The sequence below is a fragment of the Chromobacterium rhizoryzae genome (assembly GCF_020544465.1).
Classification (GTDB): Bacteria; Pseudomonadota; Gammaproteobacteria; order Burkholderiales; family Chromobacteriaceae; genus Chromobacterium.
Genome location: NZ_CP066126.1, coordinates 4,594,041 through 4,611,695, shown reverse-complemented (window position 1 = coordinate 4,611,695; position 17,655 = coordinate 4,594,041). Strand labels below are relative to the sequence as shown.

18 protein-coding genes are annotated in these 17,655 nt (G+C 65.1%); 6 read left to right on the top strand and 12 right to left on the bottom strand.

The annotated features are described in order from the left end of the window. Nucleotides 1–159 precede the first annotated feature (159 nt). From aroB to JC616_RS21030, 7 genes are all read right to left on the bottom strand, one after another. Nucleotides 160–1,239, bottom strand: a complete 1,080-nt coding sequence (aroB, locus tag JC616_RS21060) for a 3-dehydroquinate synthase (protein ID WP_227105269.1) — start codon at nt 1,237–1,239, stop codon at nt 160–162. A gap of 2 nt (nt 1,240–1,241) precedes the next feature. After that, the gene (gene aroK, locus JC616_RS21055) at nt 1,242–1,802 is read right to left on the bottom strand and encodes a shikimate kinase AroK (protein WP_227105266.1); all 561 of its coding nucleotides are present in this window, start codon (nt 1,800–1,802) and stop codon (nt 1,242–1,244) included. Between the two features lie 69 nt (nt 1,803–1,871). Continuing rightward, the gene (gene pilQ, locus JC616_RS21050) at nt 1,872–3,995 is read right to left on the bottom strand and encodes a type IV pilus secretin PilQ (RefSeq protein ID WP_227105264.1); all 2,124 of its coding nucleotides are present in this window, start codon (nt 3,993–3,995) and stop codon (nt 1,872–1,874) included. Further along, nucleotides 3,992–4,510: a pilus assembly protein PilP gene (locus tag JC616_RS21045; RefSeq protein ID WP_107800725.1), complete on the bottom strand. Its 519-nt coding sequence runs from the start codon at nt 4,508–4,510 to the stop codon at nt 3,992–3,994. Before JC616_RS21045 ends, pilQ begins: the two co-directional genes overlap by 4 nt. Nucleotides 4,511–4,522: 12 nt before the next feature. Beyond that, a complete protein-coding gene (pilO, locus tag JC616_RS21040) occupies nt 4,523–5,137 on the bottom strand; it encodes a type IV pilus inner membrane component PilO (protein ID WP_227105262.1) in 615 nt (204 codons plus the stop codon). Continuing rightward, the gene (locus tag JC616_RS21035; protein ID WP_107800723.1) at nt 5,134–5,721 is read right to left on the bottom strand and encodes a PilN domain-containing protein; all 588 of its coding nucleotides are present in this window, start codon (nt 5,719–5,721) and stop codon (nt 5,134–5,136) included. Before JC616_RS21035 ends, pilO begins: the two co-directional genes overlap by 4 nt. After that, complete coding sequence (locus tag JC616_RS21030; RefSeq protein WP_227105261.1) at nt 5,721–6,758, bottom strand: pilus assembly protein PilM; 1,038 nt, start codon at nt 6,756–6,758, stop codon at nt 5,721–5,723. Before JC616_RS21030 ends, JC616_RS21035 begins: the two co-directional genes overlap by 1 nt. A gap of 190 nt (nt 6,759–6,948) precedes the next feature. On the opposite strand from JC616_RS21030, the gene JC616_RS21025 reads away from it, so the two are divergent. Continuing rightward, nucleotides 6,949–9,312 carry a penicillin-binding protein 1A gene (locus JC616_RS21025; RefSeq protein ID WP_107800721.1) on the top strand — a complete coding sequence of 788 codons (2,364 nt, stop codon included), beginning with the start codon at nt 6,949–6,951 and terminating at the stop codon, nt 9,310–9,312. A 206-nt stretch (nt 9,313–9,518) separates the two neighbouring features. Here the strand turns inward: JC616_RS21025 and gdhA are convergent, their stop codons facing one another. Further along, on the bottom strand, nt 9,519–10,859 hold the full coding sequence (gene gdhA / locus JC616_RS21020) for an NADP-specific glutamate dehydrogenase (RefSeq protein WP_227105258.1): 1,341 nt from the start codon (nt 10,857–10,859) through the stop codon (nt 9,519–9,521). A 396-nt stretch (nt 10,860–11,255) separates the two neighbouring features. On the opposite strand from gdhA, the gene JC616_RS21015 reads away from it, so the two are divergent. After that, complete coding sequence (locus JC616_RS21015) at nt 11,256–11,612, top strand: NADH-quinone oxidoreductase subunit A (protein ID WP_019103334.1); 357 nt, start codon at nt 11,256–11,258, stop codon at nt 11,610–11,612. 266 nt (nt 11,613–11,878) lie between these two features. Here the strand turns inward: JC616_RS21015 and JC616_RS21010 are convergent, their stop codons facing one another. From JC616_RS21010 to cobA, 4 genes are read right to left on the bottom strand one after another with little or no spacing between them, the layout of a single operon-like run. Continuing rightward, entirely contained in the window at nt 11,879–13,141 is a 1,263-nt protein-coding gene (locus JC616_RS21010) for a hypothetical protein (RefSeq protein ID WP_227105257.1), read from the bottom strand. Then, on the bottom strand, nt 13,138–13,350 hold the full coding sequence (locus JC616_RS21005; protein WP_048414059.1) for a DUF2249 domain-containing protein: 213 nt from the start codon (nt 13,348–13,350) through the stop codon (nt 13,138–13,140). The genes JC616_RS21010 and JC616_RS21005 overlap by 4 nt, the downstream gene beginning before the upstream one ends. Then, entirely contained in the window at nt 13,347–13,775 is a 429-nt protein-coding gene (locus JC616_RS21000; RefSeq protein WP_048409437.1) for a hemerythrin domain-containing protein, read from the bottom strand. The genes JC616_RS21005 and JC616_RS21000 overlap by 4 nt, the downstream gene beginning before the upstream one ends. Then, nucleotides 13,772–14,668, bottom strand: coding sequence for a uroporphyrinogen-III C-methyltransferase (gene cobA / locus JC616_RS20995; protein ID WP_227105256.1), 897 nt, complete (start codon nt 14,666–14,668; stop codon nt 13,772–13,774). Before cobA ends, JC616_RS21000 begins: the two co-directional genes overlap by 4 nt. 90 nt (nt 14,669–14,758) lie before the next feature. Between cobA and JC616_RS20990 the strand changes: the two genes are divergently transcribed. The 4 genes from JC616_RS20990 (at nt 14,759) to JC616_RS20975 (ending at nt 17,647) form a co-directional block, all read left to right on the top strand. Continuing rightward, nucleotides 14,759–15,250: a c-type cytochrome gene (locus tag JC616_RS20990; RefSeq protein ID WP_269473792.1), complete on the top strand. Its 492-nt coding sequence runs from the start codon at nt 14,759–14,761 to the stop codon at nt 15,248–15,250. A 33-nt stretch (nt 15,251–15,283) separates the two neighbouring features. Next, nucleotides 15,284–16,711: a cbb3-type cytochrome c oxidase subunit I gene (locus tag JC616_RS20985; protein WP_227105255.1), complete on the top strand. Its 1,428-nt coding sequence runs from the start codon at nt 15,284–15,286 to the stop codon at nt 16,709–16,711. A 40-nt stretch (nt 16,712–16,751) separates the two neighbouring features. Further along, entirely contained in the window at nt 16,752–17,327 is a 576-nt protein-coding gene (locus tag JC616_RS20980; RefSeq protein WP_227105254.1) for a cytochrome c oxidase subunit 3, read from the top strand. A gap of 65 nt (nt 17,328–17,392) precedes the next feature. Beyond that, the gene (locus JC616_RS20975) at nt 17,393–17,647 is read left to right on the top strand and encodes a cytochrome C oxidase subunit IV family protein (RefSeq protein ID WP_227105253.1); all 255 of its coding nucleotides are present in this window, start codon (nt 17,393–17,395) and stop codon (nt 17,645–17,647) included. Nucleotides 17,648–17,655 lie beyond the last annotated feature (8 nt).

Sequence of the window (17,655 nt, the reverse complement as noted above, 5' to 3'; positions counted from 1 at the left end):
GCCGGCGGCTCCCCGACATTGTGCGCTCTGGCTTCAAGCTTTGCGCGGGGTGTCCCTGCCGGCCTTCTCCATCTCCAGTAGATTCATTATTCTGATGAAGCGGCGCAAGCGGCAATCCGTAGAAATCCTTATTGAATCTGTACCGATGCCGTTTGAGCGCTAACTATTATTGTTCAGTATTTTCTCGAGTATCGCAGAGGGCAGGCCGGCCTGAATAGTGGCTTGGCCCAGTTGTTGCAATAGCACGAACCGGATGGTGCCGGCTTCCACCTTCTTGTCGTGGCTCATCAGCTCCAGCCAGCGCGCCAGCGGCATCTGTGGGCTCTTGACCGGCAGGCCGGCGGCGGCCACCAGGCTGCGCACGCGTTCGACGTCGGCGGCGGACAGCCAGCCTAATTCGGCGGACGCGGCGGCGGCCAGCACCATGCCGGCGCCTATGGCTTCGCCATGCAGCCAGACGCCGTAGCCCAGGCCGGCCTCGATGGCGTGGCCGAAGGTGTGGCCCAGGTTGAGTAGCGCGCGCACGCCGTGCTCTTTTTCATCCTGGCCGACGATGTCCGCCTTCATCTCGCAGCTGCGCTTGACCGCGTGTTGCAGCGCGTCGGGATCGCGCGCGCGCAGGCGCGGCATATTGTCCTCCAGCCAGCCGAGGAAGGCGGCGTCGCCCAGCAGGCCGTACTTGATCACCTCGGCGAGGCCGGCGGACAGCTCGCGTTCCGGCAGCGTATCCAGCAGCGACATATCGGCGATCACCGCCTTGGGCTGGTAGAACGCGCCTACCATGTTCTTGCCCTGCGGATGGTTGATCGCGGTCTTGCCGCCGACCGAGGAGTCGACCTGCGCCAGCAAGGTGGTGGGGATCTGGATGAAGGGCGCGCCGCGTTGATAGCAGGCGGCAGCGAAGCCGGTCATGTCGCCGATGACGCCGCCGCCCAGCGCGATCAGGGTGGTCTTGCGTTCGGCGTTGCGCGACAGCAGCGCGTCGAAAATCAGGTTGAGCGTGTTCCAGTCCTTGTGCCGCTCGCCATCCGGCAAGACGACGCTGAAGGAGTCAATCCGGTGTTTGGCCAGCGCCTGTTGCAGCCGGGCCAGGTACAGCGGCGCCACCGTCTCGTTGCTGACGATGGCGACCTTGGGCAGGGGCAGATGGGGAAGCAGCAACTCGACCTGTTCCAGCAAGTCCCGGCCAATGTGAATCGGGTAACGGGTGTCGGGCAGGATCAGGTCGAGGGTAATCACAATCAGCTTCCTTGTTCGGGGCGGTGTTTGGGGGGGAGGCCGGCCAATTGCTCCATCAGGCGGGCAACCAGCAGGCTGACATTCTGCTGCGTGGTATCGACGACGATGTCGGCCACCTCGCGATATAAGGGGTCTCGCTCCTGGAACAGGCTTTCCAGCTTGGCCCTGGGGTCGGCGATCTGCAGCAGGGGACGGTTCTTGTCGTGCAGAGTGCGGGCCAGCAAATCGTCTATCGTGGCGCGCAGATAGATGACGGTGCCGTGCGCCGCCAGGCAGGCGCGGTTTTGCGGACGGATGATGGCGCCGCCGCCGGTGGCCAGCACGATGTTGTCCAGGCGGGCGAGGTCGGCGATGACCGAGGTTTCCCGGTCGCGGAAGCGCAACTCGCCTTCGATATCGAAGATGGTCGCGACGCGTACGCCGGTCCTGGCCTCGATCTCGTGGTCAGAGTCGTAAAAGGTTTTGTCGGTGCGCCGCGCCAAAGCTCGGCCTACCGTGGTCTTGCCCGCGCCCATCAAGCCGACCAGAAAAAAATTGCCTGCCGGTTTCTCCATGGCAGGCATTGTAGCCGAGCTTGGCCGCGCTGTCTTTCGGCGTTGCAGCAGCGCCGGGGGCGCTGCGCAGCCGGGGTTTTATTGATTATTGCCGCTCAGGTCTTCCACCACGCGCGGCGTGATGAAGACCAGCAATTCAGTGCGGTTATCGTACTTTTGCGAGCTGCGGAACAGCGCGCCCAAGATGGGAATGTCGCCGAGCAGCGGTACTTTGTTGACGACATCGCTGATTTGCTGCTGGTAGATGCCGCCTATCACCACCGTGCCGCCGTTCTCCACCAGTACCTGGGTGTTGACCTTCTTGGTGTCTAAGGCCGGGGTGCCGCCCACGCTTAAGGTGGGGCTGACGCTGTCCTTGTTCACCTTGATGTCCAGCATCACGTGATTGTCCGGCGTGATCTGCGGCTTGACGTTCAGGCTGAGCACCGCCTTCTTGAACGAGGTGGCGGTGGCGCCGCTGGACGAGGCTTCTTGGTAGGGAATCTCGGTACCCTGCTCGATGGTGGCTTCCTGCCGGTCCGCGGTCATGATGCGCGGGCTGGAAATCACCCGGCCTTTGTTCTCGGTCTGCAGCGCCTGCAATTCCAGGCCGATGATGGCGGATTTGCCCACGCTATAGAGCGCGGTCAGTGAGCCTGCCGGATTTGGGATAGGCAAGTTGACGCCGGGGGAAATGACATAGGGTGCTTGAGTGGCATTACCCACGATGCCTAGGCGGCCATTGGCGTTGGTGATGGCGTTGGTCAAGCCGCCGCCGGAAATGATGCCGGTGCTACCGACGCGGTCGAAAGACAGCTTAACGCCTAGGTTGCGGCTCCAGTTGTCGGTGGCCTCGACGATGCGCGCCTCGATCAGCACCTGTTTCACCGGCACATCGGTCTTGCCGATGATGTCGCGGATCTTGTCTATGGTGCTGCCGGTGTCGTTGATGATCAGGGTATTGGTCTTGGGATCGATCAGCGCGCTGCCGCGCTCGGTCAGGATGCTTTCCTTCTTGCCGGTGGTGTTCGTGCCGTCCAGCACCTTCTTGAAGTCCTCCGCCGAGCGGTAGCGCAGCACGAAGGTTTCCGAGCGCACCGGCTCCAGCGTGGCCAGTTGCTGCCTGGCCTCCTGCACCTGCTTGTCGCGTGCCAGCAGTTCTTCGCGCGGCGCGATCTGGATGATGTTGCCGGCGCGGCGCTGGTCCAGGCCCTTGGTCTGCAGGATCAGGTCCAGCGCCTGGTCCCAGGGCACGTCTTTCAGCCGCAGCGTGATATTGCCGTTGACGGAATCGCTGGTGACGATATTGAGGCCGGTGAATTCGGCGATCACCTGCAGGACGGTGCGCACTTCGATGTTTTGGAAGTTCAGCGACAGCTTGTCGCCCTTGTACTGCGGTTTCTGGTTGGCGTCGGCGCTGGCCGCCGACTCCGGCGCCGGCCGGCGGATTTCAACGACCAGCTGCCCGTCGGTCTGGTAGGAGGAGAAGTCCCAGTCTCCCTGCGGCTGAATCTGGATGCGGCTGTTGCCGCCCTGGTTGCGGGCGTCGATCTTGGATACCGGGGTGCCGAAGTCGGCAACGTCCAGCCGGCGCTGGTTCTGCCTGTCCAGCTGAGTGCCCAGCACGTCCACCAGCAATTGCTTGCCTTCGCGGCGGATGTCGACCGGGGTGTTGGCGGACGGCAGTTTGATCTCCACCCGGCCTTCGCCGTTCTTGCCGCGGCGGAAGTCCAGCGCCAGCGGCTGGGCGCCGGCGATCTGGGCCGGGCTTGGGCGCGCGGCGCTTTGCGCGCTGGCGGCGGGGCGCTCCACCGGCGTGGCGGCCTGAGCGGCGCTGCCGAGATTCGGGTTCAGCGTGACCCGCAGCGTGTTGCCGGACACGCTGCTGCTGTACAGCGCGTTGCGGCTCAGGCTCAGCACCAGCCGGGAGCGGCCGTTGGCCTCCACCGCCACCGCGGATTTGACCAGCGGGCCGCCGAAGTCCTGCTGCGGCTTGGCCAGCTTGACGCTGGCGCCGGCGAAGTCGAAGGCGATGCGCGGCGGGTTGGCGATGGCGAAGCTGTTGGGCTGGACGGCGGGGCCGTCAAAGCTGACCTGCAGCACCTGCTGGTCGCCGTCGCCGTTGGCCAGCTGGATCGCGGTGATCGCCGGACCGGCGTAGGCGAAACCGAACAGCAGGGACAGGCCCAGTCCCGACAACAGTTTGATGGAGTGCTTGCTCATTTGTTTTGCCCTTGTTCGTCCAGGTACATGCTGGTGTTGCGCTGCACCCATTCTCCGTTCAAATCTTCCACGGTCTCAGTCAACTGGATGTCCGTGTCGCCGACTTTCTTGATCTGGCCGAAATTGGGGCCGACGAAATTGCCGGCCTGAACGCGGTAAATCGAGCCTTCGGGCGTGCGCACCAGGCCGTAGTTGGCACCGCCGCGGCGGATGACGCCGACAATCTTCAACTTGTCCAGATCGTAGTTTTCCAGCGCCTCGCGCGGCCGTTTCATATCCGGCGCGTTCGCCAGGTTCTGATTCTTGGCCGCGGCGAGCTTCTGCGCGTTGAAGGGGTCGAGCAGGTCGAAGGCCTGGTAGGCGAACGGCTGGTAGGACTGCGCCTGGGGCAGCGGTTCGATCTGGCCGCGCAGGCCCTGGGTGCTGGTTTGCATCCACTGGCGCAGATCGTCGGTGTCGCCGCTGCCGCAGGCGGCAAGCAGCAAGGGCAGTAAGCAAGCGAGAGTTCTTGTCATGGGCTGTGCGGCTCACTTGTTGGGAGGGGCCGGCTGCGCGGTCCGCTCCTCGGGCTCCAGCGCGCGGAAAGTCTTGGCGGTGGCGTCCATGGTCAGGCGCGCGCCCTTGGGATCCGGCGTCAGGCTGATGTCGGCTATGGTGACGATGCGGGACAACTGCGCCACATCGCTGACGAAGGCGGCCAGGTCGTTATAGCTGCCGGTCAGGCGAATGGTGATCGGCACTTCCGCCATCTCGGCCGTCTTGATTTCCGGGTTGGGCCGGAACAGCTCGAACTGTAGCCCGCGGCCGATGCCGGCCTGGTTGATCTCGGTCAACAGCGTGTCCATGTTCGACTTGGTCGGCAGCTGCTTGAGCAGGGCGCCGAAGGAGGCGTCGATTTCCTTCAACTGTTGTTGCAGCGCGTCCAGGTTGACCGCCTGGCGCTTCTTGTCGACATAAGTCTGCTTGAGCTGCTCTTCCTGTTGCTTGGCGGCGTTGAGGCGGTCCAGTTCCTCGCTGAGCACGAAGAAATAACCGAGGCCGACGAAACAGGCGACCAGCAGCGCCAGCGCGATGGCCTGGCCTTGCAACGGCCAGTTGGTGATGTCCTTGGGGTCCAGCGTGCGCAATTCGTCCAGCGTCATGGCTTGGCTCCGGGTGAGGCGGGCTTGCCGGCTTTGGGCGGGGCGGCTTCGCGCAGGCTGCAGTTCAGGGTGAATTCGTTGGCGCGCTGGCCGTTGATGTTGGAGGCCTTCACTTCGACCAGCACCGGCGCGTCAAAGACGTTGGATTGGGCCAGGCTGCGCATATAGTTGGAGACCCGCGCGCCGGACAAGGCGTAGCCGGACAGCGTGAACTGGTTGCCGGCCTGCTTGAAGCTTCTCAGATAGACGCCGTCCGGGGTTTGGCGCACCAGTTGGTCGAAGACGTGGACGCCTTCGTTGCGGCCCTGTTCCAGCCGTTCCACCAGCTGTTTGCGCGACAGCAGATCGTCGCGCTGCTTCTTCAAGGTGCCGATATTCTTGATCTGGTTGTCCAGCTTGGCGATTTCGCCCTGCAGAAAATCATTGCGCTGCTGCTGATGGGACAGGCGGCCGCCGATGATCAGATAGCTGAGCACCACCAGGGCCAGCGAGGCCACCAGCGTCAGGCCCAACATCACCTGGAAGCGCAGCCGGTGCGCGGCTTTTTTCTGTTCGCGGTGGGGGAGGAGGTTGATGCGTATCATCAGTCGAACCTCCGCATGGCCAGGCCGCAGGCCACCAGCAAGGCCGGCGCGTCCATCAGCAATTCCTTGAGGCGGATGTGGCTGGACTGCACCATGGTGCTGAACGGGTTGGCGATCATGGTGCTGATCTGGGTGCGGCCGGCCACCGCGTCGTCCAGGCCCGGCAGCATGCTGCAGCCGCCGGCCAGCAGGATGTAGTCGACGCGCAGGTATTGCGACACGCTGACCGTGGTGTAGAAGAACTGCAGCGCGCGCTGTATCTCCTGGGCCAGAGAATCGACGAAGGGATGCATCAGTTCGGATTCATAGCCGTCCGGCAGGCTCATCCCGCGTTTGCCGCTTTCCGCCTCTTCATAGCTGATGCCGTAGCGGCGCTGGATATCGCGCGTTAGTTGCTGGCCGCCGAACACTTGTTCGCGATAATAGACTTGCTGGTTGTTGCGGATGACGTTGCAGTGGATGCGGGTGGCGCCGATGTCGAACAGGGCGAAGGTCTGGTTCATGCCCTGTTCCGGCAATTGCTGTTCGACCTGCTCGAAGGCCGTCATCATGGCGAAGGATTCGACGTCCACCACCTGGGCGCGCAGGCCGGCCATCTCCACCACCGCCACGCGCTCCTCCACCTTCTCTTTGCGGGCGGCGCAGAGCAGCACTTCCAGATCGTCGATGCTGGACGGCGCCGGGCCCAGCACCTGATGGTCCAGATTCACCTCTTCCAGCGGGAAGGGAATGCTCTGATTGGCTTCGGATTCGATCAATTCCGCCAGGTTGTCGGTCTGGCTGACCGGCACCAGCAGCTTCTTGTAAATCGCCATCGCCGTGGGGATGGCGATGGCGACGTGGCGGGTGGGGCTGCCCAGCCGTTTCCAGGCGCGGCGCAGGGTTTCCGCGATGCCCTCGATATCCACCAGATTGCCGTCGCTGATCGCGTCCTTGGGCAAGGCTTCGATCACATAGCGTTCGACCTGGCAGTTTTTCCCCGAGCGTGAAAGCTCCACCAGTTTGACGGCGGTGCTGCTGATATCCAGTCCCAACATTGGAACATTTTTAGCCTTAGCCAATCCAAGTTGTTCTAGCCAGGGAGGGGCGGCTTTGAGTTTGTCGATGAGCATCAGGTGCCTCGATTGGTCCTATGCGACAGTTTTTTGGCCTGTCGCTGCCATTGTTTGTCTTGCGTGCTTTCACAAGACGTTATAATCCGGTTTCCAGTGAAAGCCCATTGTAAATATGCTAAGACGAATCCTTGCAATACTTGCAGGTCTGTTTCTAGGTGGAGCCGTATTGGTTGCTGGCGCAGGCGCCATTGCAATCATCATAACCTACCCGCGCTTGCCGAGTCTTGATGTACTGACGGACTATCGTCCGAAAATTCCCCTTCGCGTATATTCCGCCGACAATCAACTGATAGGCGAATTCGGCGAAGAGCGTCGTTCCTTCTCCCGCATCCACGAAGTGCCGCAGCTGATGAAACAGGCGGTGATGGCGGCCGAAGACGAACGTTTCTACCAGCACAGCGGCGTCGATTACGTCGGCGTGGTGCGCGCCGCGGTCGGCAATCTGGTGTCCGGACACGCCCGTTCCGGCGCCAGCACCATCACCATGCAGGTGGCCAAGAACTTCTTCCTGTCCAGCGAGAAAACCTTTACCCGCAAGTTCAACGAAGCGCTGCTGGCCTTCAAGATCGAACACACGCTGAGCAAGGACCAGATCCTGGAGCTGTACTTCAACCAGATCTATCTGGGCCAGCGCGCCTACGGCTTCTCCGCCGCGGCCCAGGCCTATTACGGCAAGCCGCTGGCGGATCTGTCCGTGGCGGAAATGGCGATGCTGGCCGGCCTGCCCAAGGCCCCGTCCGCCTACAACCCCATCGTCAATCCGGACCGCGCCCGTCTGCGTCAGCAATACGTGTTGCGCCGGATGCGCGAGCTTAATTTCATCACCCAGGAGCAATACGACGCCGCCTTGGCCGAGCCGATGAAGCTGGCCAGCCAGAGCGCCGACAGCAGCAGCCAGCCGGCGCAGTATGTGGCGGAAATGGTGCGCCAGGCGATGTACGAGCGCTACCGCGAATCGGCGTATACCGAAGGCTTCAAGGTCTACACCACCCTGGACAGCCGCCATCAGAAATGGGCGTACGACGCCCTGCGCGCCGGCCTGGTGGATTACGACCGCAAAATGGGCTATCGCGGCCCGGAAAGCACGGTGGAACTGTCCGGCGTCGAAGGCGAGCAGCAGACCGAAGCGCTGGACGACGCCATCAGCGAACTGCGCGACAGCGGCGACATGCTGCCGGCCATCGTGCTGTCCGCCAGTCCGTCGGAAGTGCGTGCCTATATGCGCGGCGGCAAGGTGGCGGTGATCAAGGGCAACGGGCTGGACTTCGCGCGCCGCGCGCTGGGCGGCAAGGTCAGCGCCGCGCAGCAGATCCGCCGCGGTTCGGTGATCCGCATCCGCGCGCATGAAAAAGGCTATTGGGAAATCGTGCAGATGCCGGAAGTGGAAGGCGCCTTCGTGTCCATGGACACCCGCAGCGGCGCGATCCGCGCGCTGGTGGGCGGCTTCGACTTCAACCGCCGCAGCTTCAACCATGTGACCCAGGCCTGGCGTCAGCCCGGTTCCACCTTCAAGCCCTTCATCTACTCAGCCGGCATCGAGCGCGGCCTGACGCCGTCTACGATGATCAACGACGCGCCGCTGTCGGTGGTGGGCGCGGACGGTCAGCGCTGGGAGCCCAAGAACGACAACGGCAAATTCGCCGGCATGATCACCATGCGCACCGGCCTGACCCAGTCCAAAAACCTGGTGTCGGTGCGGGTGCTGATGGCCACCGGCACCGATTACGCCCAGCAGTACATCCAGCGTTTCGGCTTCGCCGCCAAGCAGCATCCGGCCTATCTGACCATGGCGCTGGGCGCCGGCGCGGTGACGCCGCTGCAAATGGTGGAGGGCTACTCGGTGTTCGCCAACGGCGGTTACCGCAGCAAAGGCTATTTCATCGACCGCATCGAAGATCAGTCCGGCCGCGTGCTGGCCAAGACCGTGCCCACCGTCGCCGGTCAGAACGCGCCGCAGGCGATAGACCCGCGCAACGCCTTCATCATGAGCTCCATGCTCAAGGACGTGGTGCGCTACGGCACCGGCTACCGCGCGATGAGCCTGGGCCGCACCGATCTGGCCGGCAAGACCGGCACCACCTCGGATTGGAAGGATGCCTGGTTCGTCGGCTACAACCCCAATCTGGTGGCCGCGGCCTGGGTGGGCTTCGATCAGCCGCGCTCGCTGGGCCGTTACGGCTACGGCGGCACCGCGGCGCTGCCGGTATGGATCAACTACATGGCCAACGCGCTCAAGGGCCAGCCGGAAGTGGACATGCCGGTGCCGGAAGGCCTCGTGGTCAAGGCCGGCGCCGGCCAGCGCGGCGGCGACGAGTACTACTACGAAGAGTTCCAGAAGACCAATCCGGAGCTGAAAGTGGACAACCACGGCGCGGTGCCGGGCGCAGGCGGCGACGCCAGCGGCGGCGCCAGCGAGACGCCGGACAAGCCGGCTGCTCAGGATGCGGTGGAGAACGTCAAAGACCAGCTGTTCTAAGAACGTATTTACGATCTCGCGAGCTAAGGCGAGACAAGGCGAAAACGGCTGAGAAAGCGGAATGTACAGGTGGTACATGAGCATTTCGAAGATGGTTTCAACGCCGTATCGCCGACGCGCAGCAGATCGTAAACAGGTTCTAAAAACGTGTTCCATTCAACGCTGCATAGCCCCGCCTTCCGGCGGGGCTTTTTCTTGGCGTCGGCTCAGATCACGCCTTGCGCCAGCATCGCCGCGGCCACCTTGCCGAAGGCCGCCACATTGGCGCCGCGGGCGTAGTCGACCGCGCCGTCCGGCTGGCCGCCATGCCGCACGCAGGCCTCGTGAATCTCCTCCATGATCCGGCGCAGCCGGGCGTCCACCTCCTGAGCGCTCCAGGGCAGGTGGGTGGCGTTCTGGCTCATTTCCAGGCCGGACACCGCCACGCCGCCGGCGTTGGACGCCTTGCCGGGCGCGTACAGCGCGCCGGCCCGCTGGAAGCGCTGCGCCGCCTGGGCGGTGCAAGGCATATTGGCCCCTTCCGCCACGCAGCAGCAGCCATTGGCCAGCAAGGCCTCCGCGTCGTCGGCGTCCAGCTCGTTTTGCGTGGCGCAGGGCAGGGCGATGTCGCAGCGCAGACCCCATGGCCGCTGCCCAACGAGAAAGTCCAGGCCGTGGTCGGCGGCGAAGGCGGCCAGCCGGCCGCGGCGCTGATGCTTATGCTCGATCAAGGCCGCCAGCAAGTCCGGGCTCAGGCCGTCCGGCAGGCTGAGCGCGCCTTCCGAATCCGACAAGCTGACCACCCGGACGCCCAGCGCCAGCAGTTTTTCCGCCGCGTACAGCGCGACGTTGCCGGAGCCGGACAAGGCCGCGCGTTTGCCGGCCAGCGCCTGCCCGCGCGTGGCCAGCATGCGTTCGACGAAATACGCCAAGCCGTAGCCGGTGGCCTCCGGCCGCATCAGGCTGCCGCCGTAGCTGGGGCCTTTGCCGGTGAAGACGCCGGAAAACTGATTGCTCAGCCGCTTGTGCTGCCCGAACAGATAGCCGATCTCGCGCGCGCCGACGCCGATGTCGCCGGCCGGCACATCAGTCTCGGCGCCGATGTGGCGGAACAGCTCGCTGGCGAAAGCCTGGCAAAACCGCATCACCTCGCCCTCGCTCTTGCCCTTGGGGTCGAAGTCCGCGCCGCCCTTGGCTCCGCCCAGCGGCAGGCCGGTCAAGGCGTTCTTGAAGGTTTGTTCGAAAGCCAGGAATTTCAGCGTGCCCAGCGTCACCGAGGGATGAAAGCGCAGACCGCCCTTGTACGGCCCCAGCGCGCTGTTCATCTGCACCCGGTAGCCGCGGTTGACCTGGACGCGGCCGTGATCGTCCACCCAGGACACGCGGAACAGAATGACGCGCTCCGGCTCCAGCAGCCGTTCCAGCAGGCCATGGTCGAAGTGGTGCGGATGACGGCTGAGGAAATCGTCCAGGCTGTGCAGCACTTCCGCCGCGGCCTGATGGAATTCGAACTGTTCCGGGTCGCGCAGGCGGACCCGGTCCAATAAAGTTTGCAGAGCATGATGCATGGACAAGACCTTTGGTCTGGCGGGCCGCGCAGGCGTCGGCGGCCCTGTGTTGTCATGGGTCGGGTAAAGAGCGGTCCGCAGCGCCGAAGCTTGATATGAGTTGTGAGCGAGGTGTCCGGCGAAGCGGCGGTATGTTTGCCTGGCCGCGGGTAGCGGGCAGGTTGCCGCATGGCGGCGAAGGCGGGAGCGTCCGATCGGAGGCGGGGCCGGGAGCCGCGCCGTTCGGGGTGGCCGGGCGGGCGGGAAAGGCCAGTGTAACCGATATCCGCGCAAGCGCCTCCCGCGCCTGGTCGTCATGACAGCCCGCTTTCCAACGGTATATTTCCCTCAAGGTGCAAACTTGGCGCTTGGCGGAGGTCTATCTCATTTTCCAAACCATCCGGAGGAGTAGGCCCCATGCTGCAGAATTACTTTCCCATCCTGTTATTCATCGTCGTCGGACTGCTGGTGGGCGTGGTGCCGCTGCTGATGGGCAAGTTGCTGGGGCCAAACCGGCCGGATCCGGAAAAGCTGTCGCCGTACGAGTGCGGCTTCGAGGCCTTCGAAGACGCGCGCATGCGCTTCGACGTCCGCTACTACCTGGTGGCCATCCTGTTCATCCTCTTCGATCTGGAAGTCGCTTTCATGATTCCCTGGGCGGTGACGCTGAAGGAGCTGGGTGGCTTCGGCCTGGGCGCGATGGCGGTGTTCCTGGGCGTGCTGGTCGTCGGCTTCATCTATGAATGGAAGAAGGGCGCTTTGCAGTGGGACTGACGATAGGCTGAGCCATCGCCCTCACCCGCGCCCGCTTTGCCGGCGCGGGTTTGTTTTTGGGGCGCGGCTCCGGAACCTGTTCAACGCCGTATCGCCGAAGCGCGGCAGACTTTGAACAGGCTCTCAGAGCTTGTTTACGATCTCGCGAGCTAAGGCGAGACAAGGCGAAAACGGCTGAGAAAGCGGAATGTACGCGTGGTACATGAGCATTTCGAAACTGTTTTCAACGCCGTATCGCCGACGCGCAGCAGATCGTAAACAGGTTCTCAGGCCAAGGCGCGCCGGCCGGCGAGATAGCGACGCAACAAGGCCGCCGCCAGCCAGGCCCAGTAAAGCCCCAGTCCCAGCGCGGCGGCGAACAGCGGCAGGCGATAGCCGCCGACGATCCAGGCCAGGCCGCAGCCGACCCAGACGCCGTGCAGGCCCAGCAGCCGGCGGTGGGAGGCCTCGCCCAGCAATTCATGGGTGGCCGGCAATTGCCGCCTGGGCAGGCCGCGCTGTTTCAGGTCCAGCCAGGCGAGGAAGGGCAGGATCTTGCCCTGCATGGAAAGCACCGCGCCCAGGCCGAAGCCGCCCAGCCAGAGCCAGCCGGCCAGCATGGGCGGCGCTTCCGACAGCGGCAGCAGGCGCGCGGCGAGCGCGCAGGGCGCGGCCGCCGTCATCCAGATCAGGCTGGCCCGCCAGCCGCGGCGCAGGGGGTCGGCGCGGCGCTGGCTGCGCCGCAGCGCGTCCAATTGCCGCAGGCCCTGCCACAGCACGAACAGCGCCAAGGCGGCCAGCAGGCTGGAGACGACGGCGGGCGCGTCCCAGATCAGCGCGACGCCGCTCAGACACAGCAGGCCGAACAACAAGGTCTCCCGCGGCAGCCGCCCCGTCGCCGGCGGCGGCGTGACCAGAAACATTGGGATCACCGTGCGCGCCACCGACAGCACCAGCAGCCACAACCAACCCAGCGCCGCCCACAGCACATGGTTGTCCAGCAAGGGACCCAAGGGCAGCGCGACGCGGCCGCCCAGCAACAAGACCAGGGCCGCGCCAAGACAGGCGGCGACGGCCAGCGCGCACAGCGCCAGCCGCAGGCCCCGGCTGCCGGCGTCCCGCGCCGGGCTGCGCAGCAAGCCGCGCAGGCCGAACAGCGCCGGCGTCAGCAAGGCCGGCGTCAGCAGCGCGGCGCCTGCCTGCAGCCACAGCGGCGACAGACCCAGCTGGAAACCGGCCACCAGAAGCGCGCAGCCGGCCTGCAAGGGCAGAAAACAAGCCAGCAGCAGCCGGCGCGGATGCGGAATCGGCACCCCCGCCGTCACCGCCAACAACTGCCACAGGGACCCCAGCATCGCATTGCCCAGCACGCCCAGCGCCAGCGCGTGGGTCAGCGCCAGCACCTCGGGCAGAAAGCGCGAGGGCGCGCCGTCCGGCAGCGCCGCCAACAAGGTCGCCGTCGCCAGCAGCCAGCAGGGCGCGGCCAGCATATGGGCCAGCGGCAGCCACAGCGGCGGCGCCTGTTGGTAGTCCAGCCAGGCCTGGCTCATGGCCGGCTCAGAATCAGCACGACGCCGCCGTCCCCCGACAGTTCAAAGCGATACAGCAGGCCGGCTTTTTCCAGCATGGGCAGCAGCGGAGTGGGATGGTGGGGCAGCACCCAGGCGCGGCTGTCGCCGGGCCGCATTTGTTCGGCGGCGTCCAGAATGATCTCCATCGGCTCGGGCGGCGCCAGGTGGCGCAGGTCTTGCGGGGTCATGGCTGCGCGCCCTCCGCAATCAACTCCGCCATTTCCGGCAGCGCTTGCGCGCACATGGGGTAGAGCACGTTTTCTTCCTTCATATTGTGTTGCTGCATCAGGATGAGCAGGGTGTCGTTCAGGCCCAGGAAAGCTTGCAGATGCTGCGCGGCCAGCGCCTCGTCCATGTCCTCCAGCAAATCCCGCATGTCCTGATGCTCCATGCGCATGATGCGGGTCGGCCCCATGCTGCTGCCGCTGGCGGCTTCGAAAGCCGGGAACAGCGCGTCTTCTTCAACGGCGAAATGCGCTTCCATCTCCCGGCGGAAAGCCTGGAAATGGCTCAGGGCCAAGGCCCAGTCCTGCGCGCGGGCCGCGGTTTCGCAATCGGCGAAGCGCGCGTCGCAGGCGCGGTGTTGCTCAACAAGGGTGTCGATGGCGCTCATGGCGTGTACTCGTGGGATGGAGCGCGCAGTATGGCCGCGGCGGCGGGGGCGGCAGAATGACCGGGATCAAGGAATCCCAAACCATGGCCCAGCGCCGCGCGCAGCGCGGCCAGCTCCTGATGCAGACGCACCACGCCGCCTATGATCAACAGCGCCGGCGCGCGCAGCCGGTATTGCTCCGCCAGCCGGCCCAGCTCGGACAAGCGGCCGCAGACGCAGCGCTCGCCCGGCATACAGGCCTGCTCGACGATGGCCACCGGCGTGTCCGGCGCGCGGCCGTGGCTCAGCAGCTGTTCGGCGATATGGGCGGCCTCGCCCAAGCCCATATAGACCACCACGGTTTCGTCCGGCCCGCTGTCCGCGGTCCAGGCCAGCGCCGACGCGCCTTCGCGGCGGTGGCCGGTGACGAAGCGGCAGCCCTGGGCGTAGTCGCGGTGGGTCAGCGGCAGCGCCAGGCTGGCCGCCGCGCCCAGCGCGGCGCTGACGCCCGGCACCGCCTCGCAGCGGATGCCGGCCGCCAGCAGCGCGCGCATCTCCTCGCCGCCGCGGCCGAACATGAAGGGATCGCCGCCCTTCAGCCGCGCCACGCGCAGGCCCTGGCGCGCCAGCGCGATCATCAACTGGTTGATTTCGGCCTGCGGCAAGGTGTGGCGGCTGGCGCGCTTGCCGACGCAGACGCGCCGGGCGGAGGGCGGCGCCAATTGCAGGATCTCGGCGTCTATCAGGTGGTCGTACAGCACCGCGTCGGCCTGGGCCAGGCGCTGCGCGGCGCGCACGGTGAGCAGATCGGCGCAGCCGGGGCCGGCGCCCAAGAGCGCGACGCTGCCGGGCGGAAAGGGCGGGGCGGCGGCGCTCAGTCCGGCGCGGGGAAGAGGGGTGACGGGGCGGATCATGGCGGCCTCCTTGCGGTTGGCGATGACGGATGGCGCCAGTGTAGGAAGGCGGACGGCCGGAAATCGTTGATTCGAATCAATGCTCCCGGGATGCCCGAATCCGTACAGTTCGGCCCGAGTACCGCGCCGGCGGTGCAAGCATTCGAGGAGGACATGATGAGCGCGAGCTTCACCAAATCGACCGCCCGCAATATTTTTTACGGCGGCTCGGTTTTCTTTTTCCTGTTGTTCCTGGGGCTGACCCTGGACACCACCCTGGCCCTGCCCAGCCATAACGCCAAGGCCCAGCTCACCGAGCAGGCGGTGCGCGGCAAGAAGATCTGGGAGACGCGCAGTTGCGGCGGCTGCCACACCTTGCTGGGCGAGGGCGCTTACTTCGGGCCGGAGCTGGGCAACGTCTACGTGCGCCGCGGCCCGGAATTCATCAAGGGCTGGATGCAGGCGATGCCGACCAACGCGCCGGGCCGCCGCCAGATGCCGCAGTTCCATCTGAACCCGGCCGAGCTGGACGACCTGGTGGCCTTCCTGAAGTACGCGTCGCAGATCAACACCAATAACTGGCCGCCCAATATCGAGGGCTGATCCCGTCCCATCCCTTTATCTTTGGAGAACACAATGAGCAACGCTACCGTGGCCACGCCGCCGCGCGGCGCGACCGCAGCCGTCGCGCAGGTGCGCTACCGCTCGCAGGCCGTGGCCAAACCCTATTTCATCGCCGCCATCGGCCTGTTCATCGGCCAGATCGTGTTTGGCCTGATCATCGGCCTGCAATACGTGATCGGCGATTTCCTGTTTCCCGCCGTGCCCTTCGGCACCGCCCGCATGGTGCACACCAACCTGCTGATCGTCTGGCTGCTGTTCGGCTTCATGGGCGCCGGCTACTACCTGATCCCGGAGGAGAGCGAGCGCGAACTGCACAGCCCGCGGCTGGCCATCATCACCTTCTGGGTGTTCCTTGTGGCCGGCGCGCTGACCATACTCGGCTACCTGGGCCTGCCCTACCATGAACTGGCCCGGCTCACCGGCAACGATCTGCTGCCCACCATGGGCCGCGGCTATCTGGAACAGCCGCTGATCACCAAGGTGGGCATCGTGCTGGTGGCGCTGTCCTTTCTCTACAACCTGTCCATGACCCTGCTGGCCGGCCGCAAGACCAGCATCAGCATCGTGATGATGCTGGGCCTGTGGGGCCTGGCCGTGTTCTTCCTGTTCTCCTTCGTCAACCCGGACAACCTGGTGCTGGACAAGTACTACTGGTGGTGGGTGGTGCACCTGTGGGTGGAAGGCGTGTGGGAACTGATCATGGGCGCGATGCTGGCCTTCGTGCTGGTGAAAGTGACCGGGGTGGACCGCGAGGTGATCGAAAAATGGCTGTACCTGATCATCGCCATGACCCTGATCACCGGCATCATCGGCACCGGCCACCATTATTTCTGGATAGGCGTGCCGGCCTACTGGCAGCTGTGGGGCTCCATCTTCTCCGCGCTGGAGCCGGTGCCCTTCTTCATGATGACCCTGTTCGCCTTCAATATGGTCAAACGCCGCCGCCGCGAACACCCCAACCAGGCCGCCACCTTGTGGGCGCTGGGCACCGGAGTGATGTCCTTCCTCGGCGCCGGGGTGTGGGGCTTCATCGGCACGCTGTCGGTGGTCAACTACTACACCCACGGCACCCAGGTGACCGCCTCCCACGGCCACATGGCCTTCTACGGCGCTTACGTGATGGTGGTGCTGACCATGATCTCCTACACCATGCCGCTGCTGCGCGGGCGCGAGGCCAATTGCGCGCAGGCGCAGAAGGTGGAAAAAACCGCGTTCTGGGTGATGACCCTGTCCATCGTGGCCATCACCTTGTGCCTGACCGCCGCCGGCGCGGTCCAGGTGTGGTTGCAGCGCATGTCCGCCACGCCGTTGTCCTTCATGGAGACGCAGGAACGGATCATGCCCATCTACTGGGGGCGCTGGGTGTTCGGCATCAGCTTCTTCTGCGGGCTGGTGTTGTACGTGATCAGCTTCTTCGTCACCGGCAAGCGCGAGGATTGAGGGTGGCTCAAGCAAGGACGGCGACGCGGGAGGCCTTGGCATGGAGCTGAGCGCGCCGCCGGAGCGCCGCGTGCCGGGCGATCTGGCGATGTGGTGTTTCATCCTGGCCGAGCTGGCGGTGTTCGGCGTGTTCTTCCTGGCCTACGCCTGGGCCCGCCGGCAACAGCCGGCGTTGTTCGCGGCAGGGCAGGGCGAACTGGAGCTGGGCCTGCCCACGCTCAACACCCTGCTGCTGCTGGCCGGCAGCGCCGCCATGCTGGCCGCGCTCAGCGCCTTTTCCGCCGACCGGCAGCGCGCCGGACGGCGCTGGCTGGCGCTGACCTTGCTGGCCGGCAGCGGCTTTCTTGGTTTGAAAGGCTATGAGCTGGTGGGCAAGGCCTTGCAAGGGATTACCATGTCCAGCAACGACTTCTGGATGTTCTACCTGTCGTTGACGGTGTTTCACTTCCTGCACGTGGTGTTGGGCATGGTAATCGTGGCGGCGGTGTGGCGGCTGGCCCGAGACGGCCGTTACAAGCCGGGATCGATGGACGAGGTGGAAACCGCCGCCGCCTACTGGCATATGGTGGACTTGGTGTGGTTGCTGTTGTTCGCCCTGGTCTACGTGGCGAGATAGAACGCCCGCGCAAAGCCTTATTTCGCATCAAGGCGGCCGCCGCGCCGCATCGGCATCATGCCCGCATGACTCATCCCACTCCTCTTGCGCAAACCGGCCTGTGGCTGTTGTTGTCCGGGCTGACCCTGCTGGCCGCCTGGCTGGCCGAAGGCGGCCGGCCGCCGCATCTGGCGCTGATCGCGCTGGGCCTGGCCTGGCTCAAGGGCGTGTTGCTGGTGGAGCGCTATATGGGCTTGCGCGACGCGCCTTGCTGGCTGCGCGCGCTGGTGCAGGGCTGGCTGGCGCTGGTGTCGGCCGCGCTGCTGCTCAGCTTTATCTGAAGGAACGC